This window comes from Paenibacillus mesophilus (assembly GCF_005938385.1).
Lineage (GTDB): Bacteria > Bacillota > Bacilli > Paenibacillales > NBRC-103111 > Paenibacillus_AB > Paenibacillus_AB mesophilus.
Map to the genome: position 1 here is coordinate 159,493 of NZ_VCRA01000003.1, position 26,301 is coordinate 185,793.

Annotated in this window: 26 protein-coding genes and 1 riboswitch; of the genes, 4 read left to right on the plus strand and 22 right to left on the minus strand. The window is 54.8% G+C overall.

What is annotated here, in order from left to right; translation table 11 throughout:
• Positions 1 to 3: 3 nt before the first annotated feature.
• From ccsA to FE783_RS06000, 8 genes are all read right to left on the minus strand, one after another.
• A complete protein-coding gene (gene ccsA, locus FE783_RS05965; RefSeq protein ID WP_138878435.1) occupies positions 4 to 1,263 on the minus strand; it encodes a cytochrome c biogenesis protein CcsA in 1,260 nt (419 codons plus the stop codon).
• Complete coding sequence (resB, locus tag FE783_RS05970; protein WP_138878436.1) at positions 1,260 to 2,942, minus strand: cytochrome c biogenesis protein ResB; 1,683 nt, start codon at positions 2,940 to 2,942, stop codon at positions 1,260 to 1,262. The genes ccsA and resB overlap by 4 nt, the downstream gene beginning before the upstream one ends.
• Positions 2,943 to 2,958: 16 nt before the next feature.
• Positions 2,959 to 3,483 carry a thiol-disulfide oxidoreductase ResA gene (resA, locus tag FE783_RS05975; protein WP_138878437.1) on the minus strand — a complete coding sequence of 175 codons (525 nt, stop codon included), beginning with the start codon at positions 3,481 to 3,483 and terminating at the stop codon, positions 2,959 to 2,961.
• A gap of 75 nt (positions 3,484 to 3,558) precedes the next feature.
• Positions 3,559 to 4,308, minus strand: a complete 750-nt coding sequence (locus FE783_RS05980) for a pseudouridine synthase (RefSeq protein WP_138878438.1) — start codon at positions 4,306 to 4,308, stop codon at positions 3,559 to 3,561.
• Positions 4,309 to 4,326: 18 nt separating this feature from the next.
• Positions 4,327 to 4,668, minus strand: a complete 342-nt coding sequence (locus tag FE783_RS05985; RefSeq protein WP_138878439.1) for a peptidoglycan recognition protein family protein — start codon at positions 4,666 to 4,668, stop codon at positions 4,327 to 4,329.
• 143 nt (positions 4,669 to 4,811) lie between these two features.
• Positions 4,812 to 5,354 carry a spore maturation protein gene (locus tag FE783_RS05990; protein WP_138878440.1) on the minus strand — a complete coding sequence of 181 codons (543 nt, stop codon included), beginning with the start codon at positions 5,352 to 5,354 and terminating at the stop codon, positions 4,812 to 4,814.
• A 6-nt stretch (positions 5,355 to 5,360) separates the two neighbouring features.
• Positions 5,361 to 5,960 carry a nucleoside recognition domain-containing protein gene (locus FE783_RS05995; RefSeq protein WP_138878441.1) on the minus strand — a complete coding sequence of 200 codons (600 nt, stop codon included), beginning with the start codon at positions 5,958 to 5,960 and terminating at the stop codon, positions 5,361 to 5,363.
• 27 nt (positions 5,961 to 5,987) lie between these two features.
• Positions 5,988 to 7,112 (minus strand): D-alanyl-D-alanine carboxypeptidase family protein, encoded by a 1,125-nt coding sequence (locus FE783_RS06000; protein ID WP_238402910.1) that lies wholly within the window; start codon positions 7,110 to 7,112, stop codon positions 5,988 to 5,990.
• A 311-nt stretch (positions 7,113 to 7,423) separates the two neighbouring features.
• On the opposite strand from FE783_RS06000, the gene murA reads away from it, so the two are divergent.
• A complete protein-coding gene (murA, locus tag FE783_RS06005) occupies positions 7,424 to 8,728 on the plus strand; it encodes a UDP-N-acetylglucosamine 1-carboxyvinyltransferase (RefSeq protein WP_138878443.1) in 1,305 nt (434 codons plus the stop codon).
• A 252-nt stretch (positions 8,729 to 8,980) separates the two neighbouring features.
• Here the strand turns inward: murA and FE783_RS06010 are convergent, their stop codons facing one another.
• Positions 8,981 to 9,712: a FadR/GntR family transcriptional regulator gene (locus FE783_RS06010; protein ID WP_138878444.1), complete on the minus strand. Its 732-nt coding sequence runs from the start codon at positions 9,710 to 9,712 to the stop codon at positions 8,981 to 8,983.
• Between the two features lie 227 nt (positions 9,713 to 9,939).
• Here FE783_RS06010 and FE783_RS06015 point away from each other — a divergent pair, with 227 nt between their 5' ends.
• A complete protein-coding gene (locus FE783_RS06015) occupies positions 9,940 to 11,364 on the plus strand; it encodes an FAD-binding oxidoreductase (protein WP_138878445.1) in 1,425 nt (474 codons plus the stop codon).
• Positions 11,351 to 12,769 (plus strand): (Fe-S)-binding protein, encoded by a 1,419-nt coding sequence (locus FE783_RS06020; protein ID WP_138878446.1) that lies wholly within the window; start codon positions 11,351 to 11,353, stop codon positions 12,767 to 12,769. The genes FE783_RS06015 and FE783_RS06020 overlap by 14 nt, the downstream gene beginning before the upstream one ends.
• Positions 12,770 to 12,841: 72 nt before the next feature.
• Here the strand turns inward: FE783_RS06020 and ytfJ are convergent, their stop codons facing one another.
• The 10 genes from ytfJ to ribD all read right to left on the minus strand — a co-directional run bounded on the left by ytfJ (position 12,842) and on the right by ribD (position 20,306).
• Positions 12,842 to 13,387 (minus strand): GerW family sporulation protein, encoded by a 546-nt coding sequence (ytfJ, locus tag FE783_RS06025; protein WP_138878447.1) that lies wholly within the window; start codon positions 13,385 to 13,387, stop codon positions 12,842 to 12,844.
• A gap of 155 nt (positions 13,388 to 13,542) precedes the next feature.
• Positions 13,543 to 13,824, minus strand: coding sequence for a hypothetical protein (locus tag FE783_RS06030; protein ID WP_138878448.1), 282 nt, complete (start codon positions 13,822 to 13,824; stop codon positions 13,543 to 13,545).
• 114 nt (positions 13,825 to 13,938) lie between these two features.
• Complete coding sequence (locus FE783_RS06035) at positions 13,939 to 14,607, minus strand: DUF2953 domain-containing protein (RefSeq protein WP_158301643.1); 669 nt, start codon at positions 14,605 to 14,607, stop codon at positions 13,939 to 13,941.
• Positions 14,608 to 14,689: 82 nt separating this feature from the next.
• Positions 14,690 to 15,307, minus strand: a complete 618-nt coding sequence (gene scpB, locus FE783_RS06040; RefSeq protein WP_138878450.1) for an SMC-Scp complex subunit ScpB — start codon at positions 15,305 to 15,307, stop codon at positions 14,690 to 14,692.
• Positions 15,276 to 16,058, minus strand: a complete 783-nt coding sequence (locus FE783_RS06045; protein ID WP_138878451.1) for a segregation and condensation protein A — start codon at positions 16,056 to 16,058, stop codon at positions 15,276 to 15,278. The genes scpB and FE783_RS06045 overlap by 32 nt, the downstream gene beginning before the upstream one ends.
• A gap of 14 nt (positions 16,059 to 16,072) precedes the next feature.
• A complete protein-coding gene (locus tag FE783_RS06050; RefSeq protein WP_138878452.1) occupies positions 16,073 to 16,720 on the minus strand; it encodes a site-2 protease family protein in 648 nt (215 codons plus the stop codon).
• A 7-nt stretch (positions 16,721 to 16,727) separates the two neighbouring features.
• A complete protein-coding gene (gene ribH, locus FE783_RS06055) occupies positions 16,728 to 17,201 on the minus strand; it encodes a 6,7-dimethyl-8-ribityllumazine synthase (RefSeq protein ID WP_138878453.1) in 474 nt (157 codons plus the stop codon).
• A gap of 51 nt (positions 17,202 to 17,252) precedes the next feature.
• The gene (locus FE783_RS06060; RefSeq protein WP_138878454.1) at positions 17,253 to 18,485 is read right to left on the minus strand and encodes a bifunctional 3,4-dihydroxy-2-butanone-4-phosphate synthase/GTP cyclohydrolase II; all 1,233 of its coding nucleotides are present in this window, start codon (positions 18,483 to 18,485) and stop codon (positions 17,253 to 17,255) included.
• 46 nt (positions 18,486 to 18,531) lie between these two features.
• The gene (gene ribE, locus FE783_RS06065) at positions 18,532 to 19,200 is read right to left on the minus strand and encodes a riboflavin synthase (RefSeq protein WP_138878455.1); all 669 of its coding nucleotides are present in this window, start codon (positions 19,198 to 19,200) and stop codon (positions 18,532 to 18,534) included.
• Complete coding sequence (ribD, locus tag FE783_RS06070) at positions 19,182 to 20,306, minus strand: bifunctional diaminohydroxyphosphoribosylaminopyrimidine deaminase/5-amino-6-(5-phosphoribosylamino)uracil reductase RibD (protein WP_138878757.1); 1,125 nt, start codon at positions 20,304 to 20,306, stop codon at positions 19,182 to 19,184. Before ribD ends, ribE begins: the two co-directional genes overlap by 19 nt.
• A 456-nt stretch (positions 20,307 to 20,762) precedes the next feature.
• Positions 20,763 to 20,944, minus strand: a riboswitch (FMN riboswitch).
• 161 nt (positions 20,945 to 21,105) lie between these two features.
• Here ribD and FE783_RS06075 point away from each other — a divergent pair.
• Positions 21,106 to 21,546: a peptidylprolyl isomerase gene (locus tag FE783_RS06075; protein ID WP_138878456.1), complete on the plus strand. Its 441-nt coding sequence runs from the start codon at positions 21,106 to 21,108 to the stop codon at positions 21,544 to 21,546.
• 267 nt (positions 21,547 to 21,813) lie between these two features.
• Here FE783_RS06075 and FE783_RS06080 read toward each other — a convergent pair whose 3' ends face one another.
• The 3 genes from FE783_RS06080 to FE783_RS06090 form a co-directional block, all read right to left on the minus strand.
• Entirely contained in the window at positions 21,814 to 23,022 is a 1,209-nt protein-coding gene (locus FE783_RS06080) for an MFS transporter (protein ID WP_138878457.1), read from the minus strand.
• A gap of 117 nt (positions 23,023 to 23,139) precedes the next feature.
• Positions 23,140 to 24,474 (minus strand): diaminopimelate decarboxylase, encoded by a 1,335-nt coding sequence (lysA, locus tag FE783_RS06085; RefSeq protein WP_138878458.1) that lies wholly within the window; start codon positions 24,472 to 24,474, stop codon positions 23,140 to 23,142.
• Positions 24,475 to 24,701: 227 nt separating this feature from the next.
• Positions 24,702 to 26,300 (minus strand): spore germination protein, encoded by a 1,599-nt coding sequence (locus FE783_RS06090; protein WP_138878459.1) that lies wholly within the window; start codon positions 26,298 to 26,300, stop codon positions 24,702 to 24,704.
• Position 26,301: the final 1 nt, after the last annotated feature.

Sequence of the window (26,301 nt, forward strand, 5' to 3'; positions counted from 1 at the left end):
ATGCTACACGCCTGCATACGAGTGAAGCCCTGCGATGATCAGATTGACGCCGACATTCGTAAACATGACGACGACGAAGCCGATAACCGCCATCCATGCCGATTTGCGGCCCTGCCATCCGCGGGAAAGTCTAAAGTGCAGGTATGCCGTATAATAGAGCCATGTTATGAGCGCCCACACTTCCTTCGGATCCCAGCCCCAGAACCGTCCCCACGCTTCATGAGCCCATATCATCGCGAAGATGAGCGCCCCGAGCGTAAACAGCGGAAATCCGATCGCGATCGCCCTATAGCTGATTTCGTCCAAATCCTCAGGGTCCATGCCGCTTGTAGCCGGCTGAATGGCGGCTCCGATCTGCTTGCGCAAGATGAGCCTAAGCAATACGTACAAAATAAGACCCGCGATAAGCGACCAGATGAACGTGTTCAGCTTCCGACCGGCATTGATGCCGTTCATCCACGAAGGAGCCGCGAACAAAGGCTCGTTCATGCCGAGAAACGGCTGCATCGTTTCGGCTTTGCTGTTGAACGGCTTCACGATCGGAGGCAATACGTAGTCTACCGTGCTCGTCTCCACATATTCTTGGCCGTTCTGATCGATTTTGGTCACTTCGCTGACAAACCTGGCCTCATACCCGATTCCTTTGAATACAAATACGGTTATGACGAACGCAACGGTCGTGAGCACGACGAAAATGACGACCTCGACCCCGCGCCGTTCGCGGCGGTCCGCTTTCGACGTCCCTTTAAAATTGACGACGCGCAGCAAGTACATCAGCCCCGCCGCAAACCCGACTGCAAAAAACGCTTCGGCGAAGGCGGCCGTCGTTACGTGAATTTTCAGCCAATAGCTTTGCAATGCCGGGATAAGCGGTTGAATATCCGGCGGAAATACTAGCGCATAAGCCAAAATAATGACGCACACCGGCATCGCGAACATGCCGAGCACCGTAATCCGGTAAATCGAATAGACGATAACGAAAGCTAGCGCGATCATCATCGAGAGGAACGTCAGAAACTCGAACATATTGCTGACCGGTATATGGCCTGCCGTGTACCAGCGCGTAAAGAAATATCCGAGCTGGGAGGCGAAGCCGATCAGTGTAAGCACAAGCCCGAACTTCCCCCATCGTTTCACATGGTTCTCCGGATCACGGGAGCTCCACTTCTTCCCCGTTACGGCAATGCCGTACACAACGAACGACAGCGTATACAAAATAAAAGCAATCAATAGAAATGTTCCGCTTAGCGATTCCGTATTCAAGATTTGTTCACCTCGTTGGCCAACTGCTTCGGAGCGACTTCAATACCCATCTTGTTCAGCATCCCCGCTACTTCGTTTCGCAGCCCGTACCAGTTTTTATTCGTATGTGCGCCGAGCGACAGCTTGTTTCCTTCGTCAAACCGGATCCAGATGCGCCGATGCTGCCAGTACAAGCCCATGACGACACCGACAAAGAACAGTCCCCCTCCCGCAAAAATGTAAGGCAGCGCCGTATCTCTGCGAATGTTCAAATAGCTCGTGTAGTTGGCGATCTCGACATCGGCCATCGAATTGACCGAGATGTCCCACACGCTCCCGAACGCGCCGTTGATTTTGTCCTGGCTGTACTTCTCTTTGTCGATCTCACGCGGAAAGTACAAGTAGGCTTGTCCCTCCGCCGGCATCCCCGGTCCGGTAATCGTAAAGACGAACGCAGGCGCATTCGGCTCGTTGGATACTGTAACCGGCACCCCTTTATCGTTGATCGAGAAATCGGGGAAATAATCTTTCAGCTGCAGCTTGTACGGACCGGCCTCGTACGAATCGACCGGGTTTTTCATCTTTAAAGTAAACGGGCCGTACGATTGACCGGTTTGCTTGTTTTTGAGCAGCGGCTTGACGGACAGCAGTCTGGGCGTCTGCGAATAGTCGAACTGGAAGGCGAGCAGCCCTTTGTAGTTCAGAGGATGATTAACGGTAATGCTCTGCCGGGAAAGCTCGCGAAGCTTCGGCTCGCCCCCCGTGCCGTCGCAGTCAGCCGTGCACTCGTACAAAACCGCTTTCGTCTCGTACAGCTTCGCGACCGTCTGCCCTTTGTCCCGAAACTTCTCGGTCATTTCGTCTTCCGTGTAAAACTCTACATTAAACTGCTCGTTTTTCAAATAATAATGAGTTTCCGGAATTTTCGTCGGTTCCCCCTCGAGAAACCCGACATACTCGTCCAGCTGCCAGCCCGGAAGTCCCCTCATCAGCACCGCCAGCAAAAAGATGATCAGACCGATATGATTGACATACGGTCCCCACCTGCTGAAACGGTGCTTCTCCGCAAGCAAGGCGGAACCGTCCGTGTGAACCTTATATCCTCTCTTGCGAAGCTTGGCGGCCGCCTCCTCCACCCATGCTTCGGGGTGAACAGGCTTGGAGTCGGCCGACACGATCGTATCGGTATATACGATCCTCTGTCGTAAAATAAAGTTCAAATGTTTGCGTATTTGCTGCTTGCTGAGAGCCCGATAAAGCGGCAGCACCCGGTCCAGACTGCAGATGACGAGCGAAGTTCCGATACAGACGAGCAGTCCGATAAACCACCAGGACCCGTAAGTGTCGGACAACCCGAGCTTGTAGTACAGATCGCCGGTCCAACCGTAGGTGTCTTTGTAATATTTGGCCGGATCGATGTTGAGAAACGTATTTTCCTGCGGGTAAATCGAACCCAATATGGAGCCGAGGAGCGTGGCCAATATGAGATAAATCGCCACTTTGACCGATGAGAAAAAATTCCATACCCGATCGAGCACGGACGGGTTCGCCTTCTGGGAACGCCGGGCTACGCCGTCGTAACGCATCTCGAGAGGGGTATCGTCGCCCGGCTCGTCATAAAGCGGTTTCCCGCACGACTCGCACAATACGGTTCCCGCATGATTTTGGTGCCCGCATTCGCATTTCGTGTTCACAATCACGGGGTGAATCGCTCCTTTACAGTTTCAGCATCGAACGGACCGTCTGCTCGATGTAGTCGTCGTCCATTTCCAGCACCGCGATTTTGACGATTTTACCGGCCGGATCGATGAAAAAGGTAGTCGGGTAATACCGGACCGCGTACCGGTCCCGCATTCTCAGCTCCTTGTCGAACAGCACGGGAAACGTGACGCCGGTTTGCTTGACATAGCTTTGTACGGTCACCTTGCTTTCGTCCAGATTAAGACCGAGCACGACAAGCCCCTTATCCTTCCACTTCTCGTACTGCCGCTGGATCGCCGGCATTTCACGGATGCACGGCTCGCACCAGGAACCCCAGAAATTAACAATAACAGGCTTGCCCCGGTAATCGGACAGCTCTACCTTGTTGCCGTCCAGCCCTATTAACGAAAAATCAGGAGCAGTGCTCCCTTCCCTCGGAATGTCTTCCTTGGCGAACAGGCTGCTCCCTATCGTATAGGCTCCGATCAGCAAAACCGCGGTCAAAATGATGCTTTGAATCCATTTCCTGTTCTCGCGCAACTCGGATCACCTACATTTCGTATTTATGAATGCGGCTACACCCATTATAGCGAAATAGATCACTAAAATACGGCGTCATTCCGTACTTTTTTGAACATTATGTGACTGTAGCGCGCTCTGCCGCAGCTCCTCGATTTCGGATTTGGTCAACGCCCGATGTTTGCCTCTCTGCAGCCCGGCAAGCAGCAGCGTGCCGAACTGGATGCGCTTCAGCTTGATGACGGGAAACGAAATCGCTTCGAACATCCGGCGCACCTGACGGTTGCGGCCTTCATGGATCGTGATGGACACAATCGTCTCGTTCTTGTCCGGATTAATATCCACGTACTCGACTTCGGCAGGCGCGGTCATTCCGTCCTCGAGCTTGATGCCCGTGCGCAGCTTGTCCAGCAAATCGCCGTGCGGCACCCCTTTCACAGTAGCGTGGTACGTCTTCGGCACATGATGTCTCGGATGGGTGAGCAGATTCGCGAGCTCTCCGTCGTTCGTCAGAAGGAGAAGCCCTTCGCTGTCATAATCGAGACGCCCGACCGGGTATACCCGTTCTTTCACGTCCTTGAAATAGTCGCTTACGACGTTGCGGCCCTCCGGGTCGGACGTGCTGGTGATGACGCCCTTAGGCTTGTTGAACAACAAATACTGCATGCGCTGACGGTTGATCGGCCGCCCGTCCACTTTTATCGCATCGACGGCGGGGTCGACCTTGACCCCCAGCGTCGTGACCGTCTTGTCGTTTACTTGGACCCTGCCCGCTTCGATATATTCCTCGCATTTGCGGCGGGACGCTACGCCCGCTTGAGCCAAAACTTTTTGCAATCGTTCCATGGAATGGTCACCTCAACCCTAATGATAACCATCCTTTGGAGAAATCACAAGTTCGGACCATGGAAAGTGTTTCCCGGGGCAATTTGCGCTGTGGGAGATCAGATCGGCCGGGTCGATGCCGAACGTTTCCGATATGCGCAGAACGAGCTTCTGCAGTACGAAAAACTGTTCTTCCTTGAAGCCGGACAACGTTTCTTCCGGCCGCGAAAAGTCTCCCTCCACGCAAATATGGATTCTTGCCGGGTCTGTCGATTCGGATGCCGGGATGATCGTACCGCTGCGCGTAATGTAGAAATCGTATCCTTTTCCGTTGATCGACGTGCAGACGGATTGATGAATCGTAATGCCGGTCGGCCGCATCCGCGCTTCACCTCGCCTCTCTAGGGTGCTCCATTATATGTAGGCACGCATCCGGAGGTGCGTCCGCCTCCGAGCGGAATTAAGGGCCGACCGCTTCCGCGATCGACCCCGGTTTCCTTCCTATTCAATTGATAGCTGGCCGTTCAACCTGCCGTTGTGAATACGATCAGGCAAATCGCTACCGCAGCTACGAAACCGACGAGATCGGAGAACAGCCCCACCTTCAGTGCATATCTTCCTTTGCGGATACCAACGGCTCCGAAATAGACGGTCAGCACATAGAGGGTCGTATCCGTGCTTCCTTGAATGGTGGAGGCGATGCGTCCGATCATCGAATCGGGCCCATACTGTCCGATCAGGTCTGCCGTATAAGCCAAAGAGCCGGAACCGGTAATCGGTCGGAGGATGGCTAACGGTAGCACTTCCCCCGGCACTCCGACGAGCACAAGCGCCGGCTTCAGCCAGCCGATCAGCAGATCCATGGCGCCCGAAGCGCGAAATACCCCGATCGCCACCATCATGCCGACGAGATGGGGAATGATTTTCACGGCCGTATCGAACCCGTCCTTGGCCCCCTCGACGAACGATTCGTATACGGGCACTTTCTTGTATACCGCAAATAGCGGAATGAGCACGATCAATACGGGAATCGCCCAGGCGGACATCACGGAGACGAGCGAGTACAAGCGCGATCATCCTTTCGGCACGGTTTTGGCAAGCAGCCGCCTTCGGCACCAGCGGTCGGCCAATATGGCGGCTAATGTTGCGACGGCGGTAGCAATAAGCGTCGTTCCGACGATTTCAGCCGGATTCGCGGAATTGTAATTCATTCGGATTGCGATGAGCGTAGTCGGAATCAGCGTGATGCTCGCGGTGTTCAACGCCAGAAGCGTACACATCGCGGGACTCGCCGTCTCTTTGTCCGGATTCAGCGTCTGCAGCTCCTGCATCGCCTTGATTCCCATCGGAGTGGCGGCATTGCCCAGGCCGAGCAGGTTGGCGCTCATATTGGACATGATGTACCCGACGGCAGGATGATCCTTCGGAATATCGGGAAACAGCAGCCGGACGATCGGGCGAAGCAGTTTCGCCAAAATGCCTAGCAGCCCGGAATCCTCGGCAATCCGCATCATGCCGAGCCAGAAAACGAGTATGCTGATCAACCCGAGGCTGATCGTAACCCCGCTCTTCGCCCCGTCGAATACCGCCTTCGTCACTTCCTCTATGTTGCCCTGCGCTGCCGCAACGGCAAATCCGGCTGCGATGAAAAAAAACCATATCCAGTTAACGATGACGTTCCCCCCCTTTCGTCAACCGATCTATTCCTGCAGGACGAACAGCCGCCGTACAACCTCCTGTAGCTGCAGCCGCCACAGCAAGAAGCCCGATTCCTCGTACCGCACGCTTTCCTGGAACTCGAAGGTCGCCTGCTCCTTGGCCGTCAGCCGCGGACTATTCTCGTCATAGAGCGGAACGGAGCCGATCTTCGTCCCATTAAGCGAGAAAGTGAGCGTTCCCCGTTCTCCGAGCCGGTAGGCGGAAGAGTTCGGATCGAGAAGCGCCGCTTCCTTGCGAACGGTGCTGCGCTCCTCCTCAAGCAGCGGATAGGAGAACGTTTGCCCGACGACAATAGGCATATTTTCAATCCGGTCGCCCTTCTTGACTACCTGCTCCAATGGATAATATCGGAAGCCATGATCGAGCAGCTTGCGGTGATCGAGCCAATCGTCGGGATCGTTCAGCGTAACGACCGCCAGCTGCTGGCCGTTTCTCGTAGCCGAGGAGACGAGGCAGCGCTTGGCGAGCTTCGTATAGCCGGTTTTGACGCCGTCCGCCCCTTCGTAAATCGAGAGCATCTTGTTTTTGTTCGACCATTTGTAATCCCAATCCTCATTCGGATTCGGCGCGGACTTCGTTTTCGTTTTCACTATATCGCGAAAGACCGGGTTCCTCATCGCGTAAGCGGTCAACTTGGCCATGTCGTTCGCCGTGGAAAGGTGGCCTTCCTCATCAAGTCCGCTCGGATTTTTGAAGCGCGAGCGAGTCATGCCGATCATTTCCGCCTTCTCGTTCATTAAATGGACGAAGCCTTCGAGCGAGCCGCCCACATGCTCCGCAATCGCTGTCGCCGCATCGTTGCCCGATCGCAGCATCAGCCCATACAGCATATTCTCGAGGCTCATCTCCTCACCGGCTTTCAAATAGATCGAGGAGCCTTCCTTCCCGGCCGCATTGCCGCTTACTTTGACCGGATCGGAAAGCGTTCCGTGCTCGATAGCCGTAATTGCGGTCATAATTTTCGTCAAGCTTGCGATCCTCATTTGCTTGTCCCCGTTTTTGGAAACAAGCAGCCGACCGGAGGCGACGTCGACCAGCGCCGCGCTTTCCGCATTCGTTTGTACGCCGGGCGGCGCCGCGACGGCAACCCACGGCCATACCAGCATTAGTATAAGCGACGTTCCGACGATCCGCAGCGCAATATTGCCATACCCGTTCATGGTTCGCTTCTCACCCCGATCTTTGGCGCAGGACGCCGATTGGTACAAGTATATGCTTATCCGATATCGATATATGACCCTCCGTGCAGGTTCTTCGAGCGCCTCCGATTCGGACGGGCCTTGAATGGCTTGGTCTCGCCTTCCCCTTCCCATGGCGAAAAAATAGTACTTTCGGTTCCTTGTCCTTATTGACTTTCCGGGGCAAACATGAATAAATAGTAAAGGTGACGACTTTACCGGAAAGTGGGAAACTCAAGTTGAATATCATCCGTTTGGAACGATCCGGGCCGGTCAGCGGCTCCGTCAAGATACAAGGCTCCAAGAACAGCTCGCTCGCGCTTATGGCCGCCTGCTGCTTATCCGATAGTCCCGTTACGTTGTCGGGCGTACCCGACATTTACGATATCCGCGTCATATGCGACATAGCCGAGAGCGTCGGAATGAAGACCGCTCGACACCTGAACGGTGACATAACGCTGGATCCGCAACACATCCATACCGCCGACATCGATAAGGAGAAAGCATCCTCCTACCGGGCGTCGTACTACTTCATAGGCGCCCTGCTCGCCAAGTTCGGCAAAGTGACGATCGGCTTTCCCGGAGGCGACAATTTCGTATCCAGGCCGATCGACCAGCATGTGAAAGGCTTGAAGGCGATGGGCGCCGAAGTCGCCTTCTACGACGAACATTACACGGTGGAAGCGAAGAAGCTAACCGGTGCCGAAATCTACTTTGATACGATTACATCAGGCGCCACGATCAACTGCATGCTGGCTGCCGTTCTCGCCGAAGGCCGAACCGTGCTTCGCGGCGCGGCCAAAGATCCGGAGGTCGTCGATACGGCGATAATGCTGAATGAATTCGGCGCGAAAATATCGGGAGCAGGCACCGATACGATCCGGATCGACGGGGTGAAATCGATCGGCGGCGGACATCATACGGTAATACCGGATCGTTTGATAGCCGGTGCGTTCCTCATGTGTGCGGGCATAACCGGCGGATCGGTAACCGTTACGGATGTCATCCCGGACCATCTCGGCTCTTGTATCGCCAAATTAAGCGAAATCGGACTCCGGATCGAGCTTCACGATCAGAGCATTACGGCATCGTCCGGCGGCAAGCTGAAGGCGACGCGCGTACGTACGGCGATGTATCCCGGGTTCGCGACCGACCTGCAGCAGCCTTTGACCGCGCTGCTGACTCAGGCTCATGGCAAAAGCATCATTACCGAGAAAATATATCCGAAAAGATTCCAGCACGTCGCCCAACTGCGCCGGATGGGGGCCGACATCGAATTGCGCGGCAGCTCGGCGTTCATCCGCGGAGGAGTTCAGCTTAAAGGAAGTTGGGTTCACGCCACCGACATTCGCGCCGGCACATGCCTGCTGCTTGCCGGACTCGCCGCCGAAGGGACTACGTATATTACGGGCGTCGAGCATATCGAACGCGGTTACGAGGATGCGATTTCGTCCTTTCGCTCGATCGGAGTCCGGCTGAACCGGGAGCAAGTAGACGCCGCCCATGCGGCGGAGAAGCTCAGAATCGGGTCGGCAAAGCTATAAACTGCGTTATTTCACATCATAATCAAAAGCCTCAAACACCCCTTATTTTGGAGGAATCCTCCGATTTACTAAAATAAGAGATGTTTGAGGCTTTTATTTTAACCGAAGTGGCGCATTTCGCCTGATGTATGCCGAATAAGAGTCGCGAACAACTCTTATTTCCGCCATCTTTCATTTTTTCTTATCAATAAGAGTCCCGAAAGACCGTTGTATTGCTGCCTCAGCGGCACCTGCTCGTATGCGCATGTTCGGTTATCGATCTCCAAGGCCCGTCTCGGCAATCGCTTTGTGCAGAACGCCTTCCACTTTCCCTAGATGGGTCATCATCGCCTCGAATGCCCGCGACTCATCCTTTTCCCGGATCGCTTCGAAAATGTCGGAATGCTCTCTAAGCAGCCTGTGCGCTTCCGCCCTTTCCCCGTAAAACCACAGCCGGCGCGACTCCTTCATACTATCGTGCAGCCGCTCGGACATCGACTCCATCATCGAGATGAGCAGGGAGTTGTGCGTCGCTCCGGCCAGCTTCAGATGAAACCGAACGTCCGCTTCTTCCCCTTTCGCTTCATCGTGCACATACGTCTCCATTAGCTGCAATTCCTCTTCGATCGAGCTTAAATCCGCTTCCGTCCGGTTGCGGGCGGCAAGTGACGCGCATCCGGTCTCCAATATTTTTCGCACCTCGAGCAGCTCGCGGATCGATTGAGCGCTTGCAAACAGATCGGCACCGTCGGACTGCCCCGGTTCCTTCGGAAGCTCCGTGCATACCGTAGTGCCTCCGCCCTGACGGATTTCGACCAATCCCATCGCTTTCAGCGCGCTCAACGCCTCGCGAATCGTCGAACGCCCTACTCCGAAGCTTGACGCCAAATCGACGACCGAGGGAAGCTTCGTTCCCGGGGCGAACTCTCCGGACAAGATGCGATTCTTCAACTGCTCCATGACAAGCTCGTAGCCTTTCAAGGGCTTGACTTGATCGAATGCCATTCCTAAACCGATTCCCTTCCGTACCTGACATGAAATGCCGGGGCTCCCGACTGCGGCGAATCGGAACAAGCTTCCCTGCCCCGCCTTTCGTGGGGATTTATTGTATACATACATTCTATAGTAAGCTATAATGAGAGAAAAGTCATCTGATGACCTGATTAATTTTTAACTGAGAAAATGCTTACGAAGCAAGTTTTGCTTCGCAAAACTTTTTAGGAGGACTCAGTATGTTGGAACAGTCCATTCGCGCCAAGCTCATCGACATTGTCGGCGCATCGTGGTTTAAGGACGATATGGAAGCTTTGGTCAGCTATTCGTATGACGCCACGCCGATGCAGCAAGCTCTGCCGGACGGCGTTATTTTTCCGTCTACGACTCAGCATGTATCGGAAATATTAAAGATTGCGAACGAATACCGGATTCCGATCGTCGGCCGCGGCGCCGGCAGCAATCTTTGCGCCGGAACGGTGCCGCTCGAGGGCGGGCTTGTCATGGTGATGAACCGGATGAACAAGCTGATCGAGATCGACGCCGACAATTTGACCGCCACGTTCCAAACCGGCTTGAACACGAAGCAGTTCCACCTCGAAGTCGAGAAGCTCGGCTTGTTCTATCCGCCGGATCCGAGCAGCATGATTATTTCGACGCTCGGCGGCAACATTATGGAATGCGCAGGCGGATTGCGCGGTCTGAAGTACGGCACGACGAAGGACTACGTCATCGGGCTGGAGGCGGTTTTGCCGAACGGCGATATCATCCGCACCGGCGGCAAGCTGTACAAGGACGTCGCCGGATACGACTTGACCAAGCTGCTTGTCGGCTCTGAAGGCACACTCGCCATCGTAACGGAAGCGACGGTCAAGCTGATCCCGGCTCCGAAATACAAGAAAACGATGGTCGCCATGTACAAAGATATATATGCAGCCGCGCGTTCCGTCTCCGCGATCGTCGGCAACCGGATTATACCGGCAACGCTTGAATTTCTCGATAACGCCACGATCCGCGTCGTCGAAGGGTTTAACAAAATCGGCCTTCCCGTGGAGATGGAAGCGATCCTGCTGATCGAGCAGGACGGCTTGGACGAATCGGTCGTGGAGAAAGATATTATCGAAATCGTCCGCATCTGCAAAGAGCAGGGAGCCGTCGAAGTGAAGATGGCGGCCGACGCCGCGGAAGCCGAGAAGCTGATGCTCGCACGGAGAAGCGCCTTGTCCACATGCGCCCGCATCCGCCCGACGACGATATTGGAAGACGCTACCGTTCCCCGCTCCAAAATAGCCGAAATGGTCATCGCCATTAACGAAATCGCCAAAAAATACAACGTGCAAATCTGTACGTTCGGCCACGCGGGGGACGGCAATTTGCATCCGACCTGTACGACCGATGCGCGGGATGCCGATGAAATTCACCGGGTCGAGATGGCGTTCGAAGAAATTTTCGAAGCCGCTATCGACTTGGGCGGCACGATAACCGGAGAGCACGGAGTCGGCGTCATGAAGGCTCCATACCTGGAATGGAAAGTAGGAGCGGCCGGCATCGAGCTGATGAAGGGGATCAAGCAGGCGTTCGACCCGAACAATATTATGAATCCCGGCAAAATATTCGCCAAACATTCGCGGAAAAGAGTGGTGATCGATCATGGCAGCCGTTAACGACACAGCGCACAACCACCCTCCTTCCAACTGGGGCGCTTCCCCGGAGAAGAAGCCGCTTAATCCGCTCGCCCAGACCATGAAGCTGCAGTTGAATTACGACGAGCTTACGAACTGTATGCGGTGCGGATTTTGCCAGGCCGCATGTCCGACCTTCCTGGAAACGGGACTCGAGGCCGCTTCTCCGCGCGGCCGCATCGCACTGATGAAAGCGGTCGTCGACGGAGTCATGGAGCCGGATCAGACGTTCCGCGAACAAATGGATCTTTGTCTCGGCTGCCGGGCGTGCGAGCCGGTATGTCCCGCAGACGTCAAGTACGGACATCTGCTTGAAGAGACCCGCGATTCGTTGGAACAGCACGGGGAGCACCGCTGGTTTATCAAGGCCGCACGCCGCGTCGCCTTCAAGGAGCTGTTTCCGAAGCCGAAACGGATGAAGCTGCTGGGCAATGTGCTTCGCGCGTATCAGAAATCGGGTCTGCAAAAAGTGGCTCACGGTACGGGCGTCATGAAGCTGTTCCCGAAAAATATGCGGGACATGGAAGCCATCCTGCCGGAAGCAACCGGCAAAGGCGTTGTAGAAACGTTCGGGACACGCGTACCGGCCAAGGGCCAAAAAATCGGCACCGTCGGCATGTTTCGCGGCTGTCTGATGGATATTATGTTCACGAATACGAACTTGAAGACCGTGCAGCTGCTGAGCGAAGCCGGGTTCGAGGTTATAATTCCGGAGACGCAAAATTGCTGCGGGGCGCTTCACGCCCATGCCGGGGAGATCGGGCAAGCGAAAGAGCTGGCCAAGAAAAACGTCCGCGCGTTCCGGGAATCAGGCGTCGATTACATCGCCTCCAATGCCGGTGGATGCGGAGCGCTGCTGGTCGAATACGACCACCTGCTCCACGATGAGCCGGAGTTTGCGGACGATGCCAAATGGTTCGCGTCCCGGGTTAAGGATGTCAGTCATCTTCTGCTGGAAAAAGGCCGTTTGCCCGAATTTGCCCATCCGGATAAAGCCGGCTCGAACGGAGAAACGTTCACGATCACTTATCAGGACTCCTGCCATTTGCGCAACGTCATGCGTTCGTCCAATGCTCCGCGCAACCTGATGAAGCGTGTGGCTAACGTCAAATTCGTCGAGCTGCAAGGGGCGGACCGCTGCTGCGGCTCGGCGGGCATCTACAACATTGTGCAAACCGATATGGCCAATCAAATATTGGAGCACAAGATGGAGCATGTCAAAGAAACGAATGCGCATATGCTTATCACAAGCAATCCGGGTTGTTTGCTGCAAATGAAGCTCGGCATCGAGCGCGAGCAGTTATCCGAGAAAATGGAAGCCGTTCATATCGTGGACTTCCTCTACGATCGAATATCGTCCAACCAGCCGCAGCACAAAACGGATTGAATGATGAGGAAAAAAGGCTTCCCTGCCACCTATAGGTGGTTTGGGAAGCCTTTTTTGTTCTAATGATCGCGTTCAGTCGATAACATTCGATGGGTTTGTAGTGAATATCGTATTCGTTGCAGCAGCATTTGGAGCCATATTGGTATTCATGGCCGCATTAGGCATCATATTGGCATTCATGGCCGCATTTTGGTTTCGGTTCGACCTCAGCATGTTTTGAATTTTGTCCACGACTTGCGGAGCTTGATCGATCAACCGTTCGTACAAATGGGTTTGGTTGTCGAGCGGAACGACCTTCACGCCCTGCTTGCCTACGACGAGGAATGCGATCGGCGTAATGGAAACTCCGCCGCCGCTACCGCCGCCGAAAGGAAGAGCTACATGGGCGTTATGGGCGTCCGTACGTCCTTGTCCCTGCCCTTGACCTTGGTCTCCGTCCGATTCGACGGAAAATTCGCTGCCGCCTGCGGCAAAACCGAATCCGACTTTGGAAATCGGCATAATGACGCTTCCGTCCGGAGTTTCCACCGGGTCGCCGACGATCGTATTGACGTCGACCATTTCCTTGATATTTTCCATGGCTGTTTTCATAAGACCTTGTATCGGATGGTCTGCCACTGTTGATTCCTCCTTTATTTTTGCACAATAAGGCATGCTTGCATGCTGATTTTTAGATTACATTCGTTAGGGTTGCCCGAAAAGCCGGAATGTATGTGATGAAAAAGAATCGCATCATCCGGGACGCAGACCCGAGCGATGCGATTCTTTTGTTCTTAATATTCCATCAATGACATTGCACTGCCGAGAATCAAAACAAAGAAGATCAGGTAAAGCACGATACCGATCGCCGCCCAGACGAGGGCTGCTTTGGCGTAGTTCGCCTTGCTCGGGTTCGCCCCGCCTCCGAATGCCCAAACAAACAGCATAATAATATTGACGATTGGAAGCGCCAATAAAAGAATCGTGATCATCCATTCCTTGAAGGAGATCACACCCGCAGCCTGCTGCTGCGTCCCGGTTTGGTACTGCTGTGTTTGATTTGTTTGAGTTTGCATCCGGCAACTCCCTTACCAAAGTTATCAATTCTATTCAACACAAATTCATTTTAGGTTAAAATTCCCATAATATCAACAATTTTTTGAACTTTTTGTCGAACAATTTTTATCAGGTCAGGAAGGCCGGAACAGCAGCTTCCGCCATGTTCTCAATCCGCCTCTGACGCGCAAGATCCGGTTCAGCAGCAAGAAAACCGCATACAGGGCATACCCGGCTTTGATTTTCATGACGCACACGCCTTCGGTGGAAAATAACATCCGGTTGAATTGAGGCTGAACGCTAAGCGCCGGCTTCGCTTCCAAGCGGATATACCGGAACAAATAGCCGAGCAGCGACGTTTTCAAGCCCCATACGACTCCCGTCGTAATCGCCGTATCGGCGGCATCCCCCAAGCCGATCCGCGTGACCCAGCTCAATTCCGTACAGATAGTGTGCGCCATCACGCCTTTCGTCCATTCGATCAGCCGAGCCGTATAAGAGAGCAGCAGCTTCGTCCGATGGAAAAAATCTTCCACTTTGTCCCGCGTGATCGTTAACTTCTCGTCTCCTTGAAGGCCTTTGCGGTTTACTTTCTCGGTCTTGACTTTCAACCCTTCTTCGCTCCAGTAAATGATCGGCACGGCATACCGGAAACGGAATAAGCCGTAAAATCCTCTTATGTCCACGGTCAAGTGGTCGTCCCCTTCTGTGTGAGAGAAGCGGATCTTCAGCCGAATATCGCTGAAAGCAAACAAGAGCACTCCCGCTACGAGAATGCCCGCGATCAACCATAACCATATCATCGCGCCTGATCCTCCGTCATCCATAAGCTTCGGCAACAGCATCCGCCTGTGTCAAAGTTTAGTATGACCTCCCCGTCAAACGCTATACGCTTTCGTCCGTTCCCTCCGCATCATCGATCGTCAGCTGATGTCCTTCCAGCTTCTCGAACAGCATCCGCGTCTCTTCCTCGAGATCGTCGGGATTTTGGAACAACGCCGCTTCCGGCAGCTCATGCAGTCCGGCCAACCCGAAATAGTCGAGAAAAGGCTTCGTCGTACCGTATAGAATCGGCCGGCCGATCGCTTCCGCCCGCCCGACTTCCAGTATCAAATTTTTCGCTACGAGCGTCTGCAAAGCCCGGTCCGCCTTCACTCCGCGAATTTGTTCGATATCGATCCGGGTGATCGGCTGCTTGTACGCAACGATCGCGAGCGTCTCCAGCGCGGCTTGGGACAAACTCGATCGCGTCGGAGACTGGGCCAGCTTCTCGAAATAAGGGGCATGTGCAGGAAGAGTCGTCAATTGAAACGCACCGGCGATTTCGACGATTTGGATGCCCCGTTCTTCCCGCCTGAAGTCTTCCGTCATTTCCTTCAGCAGCCCGGTAACGGAATGCGGCTGCAGTTCGAGAATGTCGGCGATTTGCTTCGCATCGAGCCCTTCGTCTCCGGCCGCGAACAGCAATCCCTCAATAATCGATTTCATCTGACGGTATTTCAACCTGATTTCCCCCCTCTTTTCGCTGGATTACGATATCGTCGAACAGCTTCTGCTGGAAGCAGACGATCTGTTTCGTTTTCATCAACTCAAGTATAGCCATAAACGTAACAACGATTTCTTCCCGGGTCATTTCATAATCGAACAGCCTCGAGAACAAAAGCTTGCCCCCGCGCTTGCCGAGCAAAGCTACGACCTCGCGCATCCGTTCCTTGACGGATATTTCGTCCCGGCGTATCTTCGCGACCGTATTGCGGGATTTCGCTTTGCGCAGCGCCCGCTGGAACGCGATGACGAGGTCCGCGACGTCCAGACCTTCGACCGGGTTCACCTCGACCTCGCGGACGTAGGGGGTCAAATCTTCCGGCTCGCGCGTATAGATCAGACTCCGGGCGAGCTCCTTATCCCTCAGCTCTTCCGCAATCGCCTTGTACTTCCGATACTCCAGCAGCTTCTGGACGAGTTCGGCGCGCGGATCGAAGTCCTCGTCGTCATAATAAGTATCCTCCAGCTCGAGCGGCGGAGGCTTCGGCAGCAGCAGCTGGCTTTTGATCGCAAGCAAAGTCGCGGCCATGACGAGGAATTCGCTCGTTACCTCCAGCTCAAGCTCCTGCATCGTCGACAGTACTTCCATGTATTGCTCCGTTATTTCACTGATCGGAATGTTGTAAATATCGATTTCCGCCTTGTCGATCAGATGAAGCAGCAGATCGAGAGGACCTTCGAACGTTTCCAATTTGTAATGCGGTTTCATTCCCGGGTCCACCTCTACACAAGCGAATACAAATTCATAATAATGCCCGTCAACGATTCATAACAGCGGTTCAGCAGCAGCTGGCCGATGGGAGTGACCACAATTCCGATCAATACGACGGTTCCGAGCTTCTCGTATTTCGCCACGGCCGGCTCCCATTGCTTCGGCATAAACAGCCGCAGCCCTTTCCATACATCCGTCGGGTATACCGGCACGAGATGCAAAATGAAAAACATCAAATTGAAAATATACGTCCATTTCACGATGCCTCGTATAAGCTCGGATGCCCACAAGGGAACCGTCTGATCCATCGTCTGAAAAGGCACTGTGAAAAACACCCACCATAGAGCGATTCCGAGCGCCAGGTTGACCAATAGTCCGCTGGCGTATACGACGAGGGCGGATAGTTTCGGGCTGCCCTTCAGCCGGTCGGGACTTACCGGTACGGGCTTCGACCAGCCGAACGGGCCGAACAGGCTTGCCAATACCCCGAGCGTGCTCATGTGCGGTACGGGAGAAAGCGTCAGCCGGCCCGCTTCCTTGGCCGTCCGGTCCCCGAGAAGCAGAGCGACCGACGCTTGGACCGCATCATGCAGCAATACCGCTATCAGCAGTGCGACGACGCGGTACAGCAGCGAATCGAGGTGTATCCATTCCGACAACAACCGCTCAAACCTCCAGCTGCTTCGTCAAGTTGGCCATCTCGATCGCGGTCACGGCCGCTTCCCAGCCTTTGTTGCCCGCCTTCGTGCCGGCGCGCTCGATCGCTTGCTCGATCGAATCCGTTGTCAATACGCCGAATACGGTCGGAACGCCCGTTTTCAGTCCGATCGCGGCAACTCCTTTGGCCGCTTCGTTGCAGACGTAGTCGAAGTGCGGGGTCGATCCGCGGATAACGGCGCCCAGCGTCACAACCGCGTCGTATTTGCCGCTGGCGGCCATCTTCTGGGCGATCAGCGGAATTTCAAACGCTCCCGGCACCCAAGCGATGTCGACCTCTTCTTCTTTGGCTCCGTGACGTTTGAAAGCGTCCAGCGCCCCGCCCAGCAGCTTGGACGTAATGAATTCGTTGAACCGTCCTACGACGATCCCGTATCTATATCCTTCTGAAATTAAATGTCCCTCGAAATGCTTATGTGCCATCGTTCTCTCTCCTCTAGTATGGTTTTGATCCGAAAATAGGCGGGATCGCGGTCAAATGCCGGCCCCGTCGCCTTGTTCGAAGTTAAGCAGATGACCGAGCTTTTGCTGCTTGGTCCGCAAATAAAACCGATTGTCTTCGTTCTCTTCCATTTGGATCGGAACCCGTCCGACGATTTCCATGCCGTATCCTTCGAGTCCGCGTATTTTTCTCGGATTGTTCGTCAACAACCGGATTTTGCGCACACCCAAATCTTTCAAAATTTGTGCGCCGATCCCGTAATCGCGCAAATCGGGTGCGAATCCTAATTTAATATTCGCGTCAACCGTGTCGAATCCCTGCTCCTGCAGCACATAAGCTTTCAATTTGTTGATCAGCCCGATGCCCCGCCCTTCCTGACGCAGGTAGACGAGCACGCCCGACCCTTCCGCATTGATCCGCTCGAGCGCCGCGGCCAGCTGGGGTCCGCAATCGCATCTATGCGAATGGAATACGTCACCGGTCAAGCATTCCGAATGCATCCGGACGAGAACCGGCTGATCGGGATCGATTTTTCCTTTGACAAGCGCGACATGCTCCTGGTTGTTGACTTCATTCGAATAGGCTATGGCGGCGAACATGCCGAAATCGGTCGGAAGCTTGATCTCCACCTCGCGCTTGACGAGCTTCTCCTTCTCGTTGCGGTAATGGATCAAATCTTTGATCGTGATGATCTTCAAATCGTGCTTGACGGCAATTTCCGCAAGATCCGGAACGCGAGCCATCGTCCCGTCTTCTTTGATTACCTCGCATATGACCGCTGCCGGATAAGAGCCGCACATCCGCGCGAGATCGACAGCCGCCTCCGTATGTCCTGCCCTGCGCAGCACGCCGCCTTTTTTCGCGATCAGCGGGAACATATGGCCCGGTCTGCGGAAATCGTCGGGACGCGTATTCGGATCGATCAAGGCTTGCACCGTGCGCGCCCGTTCGTATGCGGATATTCCCGTCGTCGTTCCGTTATGGTCTACCGAAACGGTGAAGGCCGTTCCGTGGTAATCCGTATTTTTGGCGACCATGGGAGGCAGATCGAGCTCCTCGGCGCGCTCTTCCGTAATCGGCACGCATACGAGACCGCGGCCTTCCTTGATCATGAAATTGATCACTTCGGGTGTCGCCTTATCGGCCAATGCGATAAAATCGCCCTCATTCTCGCGGTCTTCGTCATCGACCACGATGATCACTTTCCCAAGCATCAGGTCGTATATCGCCTCTTCGATCGTGTGCATCTTCACAGACTGCTGCATCGTTCTCACCTCTCCTGATAAGCTTCTCTCTATAGCTCCGCTTCGTTCACATGAATCCGTGCTTGGACAGAAATTCCATCGTCAACCGTTCTCCGGACTGTCCGGCAGGCGCCTCTTCCCGTCTCCCGAACGATAGCAGTCTGTCGATATATTTGCCGAGCAAATCAAATTCGATATTGACCCGGTCACCGGGCATCTTCCCGTTTAGAACCGTTTGCGCCAAAGTATGAGGGATGATCGATACGGTAAATGCGTTCTCCTCGACGTTGACGACCGTCAGACTGATGCCGTCAAGCGTAATGGAGCCGTGAGGGATCACGTACTTCATCCGGCTCGAATCGTCGGGCTCCACGCGGAACACAACCGCGTTTTGTTCCGTATGCCGGGATACGATCCGCCCCGGCGTGTCGACATGTCCCTGTACGATGTGTCCGCCGAATCTGCCGTTCGCGGGCATCGCTCTTTCCAGGTTAACCCGGGTACCCGGCTGTAAATGTTGGAGCGTCGTTTTGCGGAACGTCTCCGGCATGACGTCGACGGTGAAGGAAGAACCGTCAAACGCAACTACGGTCAAGCAGACGCCGTTTACGGAGATGCTGTCGCCAAGTCTTACGTCCTCCAATATTTTGGACGCCTCGACGGTCAATATCATCGCTTGCCCCTGCTTGCCGACTCGCCTCATTGTTCCCATCTCTTCTATGATTCCGGTGAACATGCCTCCTGCCTCCTCTCCGATCGAGGGTATCCCGTTATGCAGCAATCGTCGCCGATACGCTCTATCGTCACCCGTTCGAGCGCAATCGCGTCCGCCATGCGTTCGAAGCCTGCGAGTGCGAACGCTCCCGGAGCATCAGCCCCTCCGACGATTTTGGGGGCCAAATATAAGACGATTTTGTCGACCAATCCGGCTTCGAGCATCGCGCCGTTCAATCTGCCGCCGCCCTCTAGCAGGATCGAGCCGATTTCACGCTCCGTCATCGTCGCCATCGCTTTCCGCAAATCCACACGGGGACCGTCCCCGCATTTGATCACTTCAACCCCTAGAGCGTTCAAGCGCATGATCTGCTCAATCGAGGCCTGATTCGTCGTAAGAACGATCGTTTTCGCCGATTGGTCTTTGACGACCTTGGCATCGAGCGGAATACGCAGCTTCGAGTCGACAACAAGCCGGACCGGCTGGATGGCCGCAACCTCGAGCCTTGCCGTCAGCAGCGGATCGTCGGCGATTACCGTCTCGACGCCGACCATAATGGCCTGGTGCCGATGCCGGAGCATATGGACTTGGGCGCGCGAAGCGTCCCCGCTGATCCATTTGCTGTCTCCGCTTCTGGACGCGATTTTCCCGTCCAGCGTAGTCGCCGATTTCAGCGTGACGAAAGGCAGCCGGGTGACGATGAATTTGTTGAACATTTCATTGAGCTGCCTCGCCTCCTGCTCCAGTACTCCTACATCGACTCGGACTCCGTGGCTGCGCAATTTCTCGATGCCGGTTCCGGCAACCTTCGGATTCGGGTCGGTACACGCCACTACGACGCGGCTGATCTTCTCCGCCACGAGACGGTCCGCGCAAGGCGGCGTCCGCCCGTAGAAGCTGCACGGCTCGAGCGTCACGTAGGCGGTGCCGCCTTCCGCCTCCTTGCCCGCCATCAGAAGCGCGTTCACCTCCGCATGGTGGCTGCCCCGCTGCAGATGGGAGCCGAGTCCGACGATTCGGCCTTCCTTGACGATAACGCAGCCGACGACCGGATTGATCCCCGTCTGCCCAAGCGCTTTTTCCGCCAACTGCAGCGCGAGCCGCATGTAGTACTCATCGTTCAGCATTTCCAACTTTTCTCACCGCCTATACGGAAGGTAGACCTATCGGAGCCGCCGCGTTACCGGAACGCGTTATTGCAAAGCAGCCCTTAGGAACTTTAACGGAATTACCGCCCTGACTGACGACCGCCTCTGGGCTTTGTGGACCGGCAAGCCCCAGTTATCAGAGAGCAGGTATGCTATTCCGTCAAAGTTCTTTAACGACAAAAACCCCTTTACGCATCGTAAAGGGGCGGGAAAGTCAGGACATTGCGACACTCGCGCGTAATTCAAGCATGCGCAAACAGACGTCCTGATCGGGCTTGGACGTAGTCCCGCTGCGCTCGTGCGCTTACAGTGACACCGGTCATGCACCGCGGAATCGATCCGCGGCCATGGCCGAATTGGCCGCACCAAAGACGGCGGTACGTTCATGTGAAAAAAAGCACATGTTCGGCGCGAAGTTGATGTGGTCATTCTGCCCGATTCCTTCTCCCATCCAGACTATACTGTCGGTCCCGGACTTGCACCAGGTCCACCGGGCGGAACTTGCGTCCCGTCACGGGTCACGGACTAATTCGACGCCGCGAGGACCATACTGCCGTCCTCGGCATGGAGCCGAAATCACCGCCGGTTGGGAATTTCACCCTGCCCCGAAGGAAAATCGTTTCTTGCACTAGTATTGTACAGCATATTACCATAGGAAAACAATGAAGTGCAAGGAGTTTTTCTCCAGCCCGAAATTTATTGGCCGATCCGCTTTGAAATCGGTCCGGTTTTCCAGTACAATGAATAGAGCTTTGGACAAGCAAGGGAGGAATTCACAATGGCAAAAAAAGGAAGCATCGAGCTGGAAAACGGCGAGAAAGTATTGATCGATTTTTATCCCGAAGAAGCGCCTAACACGGTCGCCAACTTCGAGAAGCTGGCCAATTCCGGCTTCTACAACGGCTTGACGTTCCACCGCGTCATCAAAGGCTTCGTCGCTCAAGGCGGTTGTCCTCACGGAACCGGAACCGGCGGCCCCGGGTATTCGATCGATTGCGAAACGTCCACGAACGTAAGCAAGCACGAGCGCGGCACGCTCTCGATGGCCCATGCCGGAAGAAATACCGGCGGCAGCCAGTTTTTCATCTGCTACCAGCCTCAGCCTCATCTCGACGGCGTACATACCGTTTTCGGCAAAGTGGTCAAAGGGATGGAATACGTCGATGCGACCCGTGCAGGCGACAAAATGAAAGAAGTTAAAGTTTGGGACGAGGCGTAATATTCCCCCACAAAGTGGAGTATGACTTCGAAGCTTATTCCAAGTACTTTGCGGGAACCCGAAATTAGGGAAAATCACCCCACATAGTGGAGTTCTTGCCTCGAAGCTGATTCCAAGTACTTTGCGGGGACCCGAAATTAGGGAAAATCACCCCACATAGTGGAGTTCTTGCTTCGAAGCTTATTCCAAGTACTTGCGGCAACCTCGAAATGTAAGACAAAAAACACAGCGACAAAATCGTCGTTGTGTTTTTTTGTTGTGCATAGCCTAAACCGTCTCGCCCTTGCCTCTTGCCTTCGCCAGCCTCATCGTCTGCAGCTTTACCGTAGCCGAAGCAATGATCAGCAAAATGCCGTTCAGCACGAACACGACCGGAATCGAGATCCAGCCGCCCAATGCGCCTCCGGCAATCGGTCCCGCCATGTTGCCCAGCTGGTTTGCCGACTGATTGAGACTGAACGCTCTGCCGCGGAATTCCGGAGCCGTCGACTTGACGATGAGCGCGTTCAAGGAAGGATAGACGGCGGCGAAGAACAGTCCGTACATGAACCTCAATATGCCGAATCCGAAAATATTATGGAAAAATACTTGCAACATGTTGCCGATTCCGCCGCCGATCAATCCGATCATTAACGTGTTGCGATACCCGATCCGCTCCCCGATTTTCCCCCATTGCGGCGCGGCCAATATGGTGGCGATCCCTACCGCCGAGAAGATGATCCCCGAGCTGAGCGAAGCGTCGTTGTGCGAGACGCCCATCTTCAGCACATAGATCGTCAAGAGCGGTTCAAGCACCATAACGGAGCTGGTTACGATCAAAGCGATGATCAGTTGATTCATCAAGGGCGGGTTGGCCGCCGCCGACTTTAAATCGTCCAGCACGTGCGAACGGGGACGATTCCGGTTGAAATTGTGTTCCTTTACCCCCAGCCAAGCTACCAACGCGGAGATAAGCACGACAGCCCCGGACAGCAGGAACGCTTCCCGGTACCCTACGAATGTGCTCATCATTCCTCCGACCATCGGCCCTAAGACGCTGCCTGCCGCGGATGCCGTAGACATAATGCCGAGCGCGTAACCGACTTTTTTCTCGGGAGTGTTCGTCCCGACGAGCGCAATCGCGGAAGGCACGTACCCCGCCAGCAAACCGGACAATATTCGCACGGCAATCAACTCGTACGGGTTCCTAACGAATGCGGTCAAAACATAGACAAGACATAACGAAAGTCCTGAGCGGATCAGCATCGGCTTGCGTCCGTACTTGTCCGACAAAGATCCCCAGAACGGGGCGATAAGCGCTCCCGCCAAAAAAGTGATGCCGAATGCGAACCCGGACCATAGCTCCAGATGCGATTCGACTCCAAGCTCGCTGCTAATGTAGAGCGACAGGAAAGGCACTACCATCGAAAACGCCATTCCGCAGAAAAAAACACCTACCCACAGCACATACAAATTCCGTTTCCAGTATTTTTCCACGGTTGTTCGCCTCTTCTCCCCAAACGGAATGAAAAAGAACAACGCTCGAGCGCCCTCGAAGAAGAAGCGATCTTCTCCGGAGGGGCCGGCGCCGTTCGATATAAGTATTGAATTGGGTCAGCTTCTAGCGACCGGCTGCTTGCGCATCCGTTCGGGCAGCGTATCCTTGCCTGCCACGTCCTCGAACGTCTCCCGGCGTACGACGAGATCCGCTTCGCCGTCTCGGACGAACACGACAGCCGGTCGACGGAGCCTGTTATAGTTGCTCGCCATCGAGTAGTTGTAAGCCCCTGTGCACGATACGGCCAAAAGGTCTCCGGACTGCGTCTTCGGCAGCTCCAAATCCCAAATGAGCATATCGCCCGTCTCGCAGCATTTGCCCGCAATCGAGACAGTCTCCTCGTTCGGATCTTTGGCGCGGTTCGCGAGAATCGCTTCATACTTCGCGTCGTACAGTGCGGGACGCGGATTGTCGGTCATGCCGCCGTCAACGGATACGTATTTGCGGACGCCCGGTATATTTTTCGACGAACCGACCGTATACAGCGTCGTACCGGCATCGCCCACGATGCTTCGGCCCGGTTCGATCCAAATTTCGGGAAGCGGATAGTGGTGCTTGGCAAAAAGCGACTTGATCGAATCGGTAATCGCAGCCACGTATTGCGAGAGCGGAAGCGGGCTATCTCCCTCCACATAGCGGATGCCAAAGCCCCCGCCCAAATTGATGACGGCGAACGTAACGCCGAGCTCTTCACGTACCGTTTGGGCGAATTCCGCTACCCGCTCCGCAGCCATGCGGAAGCCGTCCACCTCGAAAATTTGCGACCCGATATGGGAATGAACACCGAGAATGTTCACGTTTTTGAGAGTCATCGCTTCGCGAATCGCTTGAAAAGCCGATCCGTTGCCGATATCGAAGCCGAATTTCGTGTCCGTCTGCCCGGTGGAAATGAATTCATGCGTGTGCGCTTCGACGCCGGGCGTCACCCGGAACAAAATGTTCATGACGGCGCCCTTTTGCTTTGCGACTTCGTTCAGCAAGTGAAGCTCCGTGAAGTTGTCGACGACGACGCAGCCGATCTTGGCGTCAAGCGCCATCTCGATCTCCTCCGGCGTTTTGTTGTTGCCGTGAAAATGGATGCGGCTCGCCGGAAAGCCCGCGCGCAGAGCCGTATACAGCTCCCCGTCGGAGACGACGTCGAGCGACAGTCCTTCCTCCTCCGCGATTCTACACATAGCCATCACGCAAAATGCTTTGCTTGCATAGGCGACCTGGAATTGCAGCCCCGTCGCGCGGAACGCTTCCACAAATTCCCGGCAGCGACGGCGAATGAGCTCCTCGTCGAATACATAAAGCGGCGTACCGAATTTGGCGGCAAGCTCCGAGGTATCGCATCCCCCGATTTCAAGCCGCCCGGCCGCGTTGATTTTACTAGTTCCGTGCAAATACATGTCCGGTTCCTCTTTCCCTGGTTCGATATGATAGTCCACCGCTTGTCGTAAGCTTTCTTCTACGTTACCACAGCGCCGCTTCCTTGACAATACAACACCTAATCCCCCGAAAGTGAAGCGACTCTCCGCAGCTTATTCCAATTACTTTCGGGGGAGCCCCCTAAAGTAACCCCCAAATAATCCCCCCCTTCCTTCATTACCCGAACACGGAACAAGCCCGTGACGGGTCACGAGCTTGGCTCCGGCGAATCGTTTTCCGGCATGCGCCTTGAATCAGTCGCCTTCGTAATGCTTGGCCTGTGCTTGGATGCGAGTATCGGCCTGCGGAACAGAATCGACAGCATCGCCTTCGCATTAAACGGAATGAAAGGCCACATGTAAGGAGTGTTATACGAACGTGATACTCCCAGCCAAATGAGCCATACCGTCACGCCGATCACGAGTCCCGGGATTTTGAATGCCGCCACCAAGACGAGAAGCGCCAGACGGACAAGACGATTGGCGAGACCCAGCTCATAGCTCGGCGTGGCGAACATCCCGACCGCCGCGACCGCCATGTACATGATCACCTCGTTAATGAACAAGCCGGTTTTGACCGCGATATCGCCCACCAGGATGGCCGCGACCAGCCCCATCGCCACCGTCAGCGGAGAAGGCGTATGCACTGCGGCAAGCCGCATCATGTCAACCCCGACCTCGACCATCAGAAACTGGACGAGCATCGGCAGCTTCCCTGTCTTCTGGGGGCCGAGAAATTCAAGTCCGGCCGGCTTCAGCTCGGGATTCATAACGAGCAAAAACCAGAGCGGCAGCAAAAACAACGATGCGAATATGCCTATAAACCGGACCCAGCGCAAATAGCTGCCTACGAAGGGGGTCTGCCTGTATTCTTCGACATGCTGCACGAGGTGGAAAAACGTCGTAGGCAGGATCATGACGCTCGGCGACGTATCCGCGAATATGATGACGTGACCTTCGAGCATATGCGAGCTGACGACGTCCGGACGCTCCGAATATCGCACGGACGGATAAGGATTCCATCCTTTGCCGATGACCGCTTCCTCCAGCTGCTTGTCTCCAAGCGGTATGCCGTCTATTTTCACCTTGCCGATCTTGTCGCGCAGCGACTCGACGAGCTTCGGATCGGCGATATCGCTTATATAGCCGATGCACACGTCGGTTTTGGTCCGTTCGCCGACCGACATCAGCTCCAGCTTCAGTCTCGGGTCGCGGATACGCCGCCGAACCAACGTAACGTTCGTCATCAGCGTCTCGACGAATCCGTCGCGCGCACCGCGAACGACCCGTTCGAGATCGGGTTCTTCGATCGAGCGGCCCGGATAGTTTTTGGCGTCGATGACGAGAGCGGTCGATTCATTATCTATAAAAAATACGGTTGAGCCGCTCAACGCGAAGCTAATCGCTTTGTCGAACTGTTCGACCGGCACAACCTGGATGTGCGATACGTATTTCCTCAAAAAACTCGTCAGCGTATCCGGCACGACCTGATCGCGCTGCAAATGAGACAGCCTCATGATTATATCCGTCAAGACGGCGTCCTTCGCGAAGCCGTTGGCAAAGAAAAAAGCGGTTCTTTTCGTCCCGAACTCCATGACCCGGAAGACGAGATCGAAGCTGACGTTCAGGCCTGTCTTCTCCTCCAGCGCCTTTTCGATCTCTTCGATACTGCCGGGAATTTCGTCTTGTTCCTTCAAGCCGAGCTCTTCGTCGGTCAACAGCTCGCGGGCGTCGATCTTTTTGTCCTCGGCTCGCCTCCGTCCTATTTTGATCGTACCGGAAGCTCGTTTCTTCGTATCAGTTCCCATT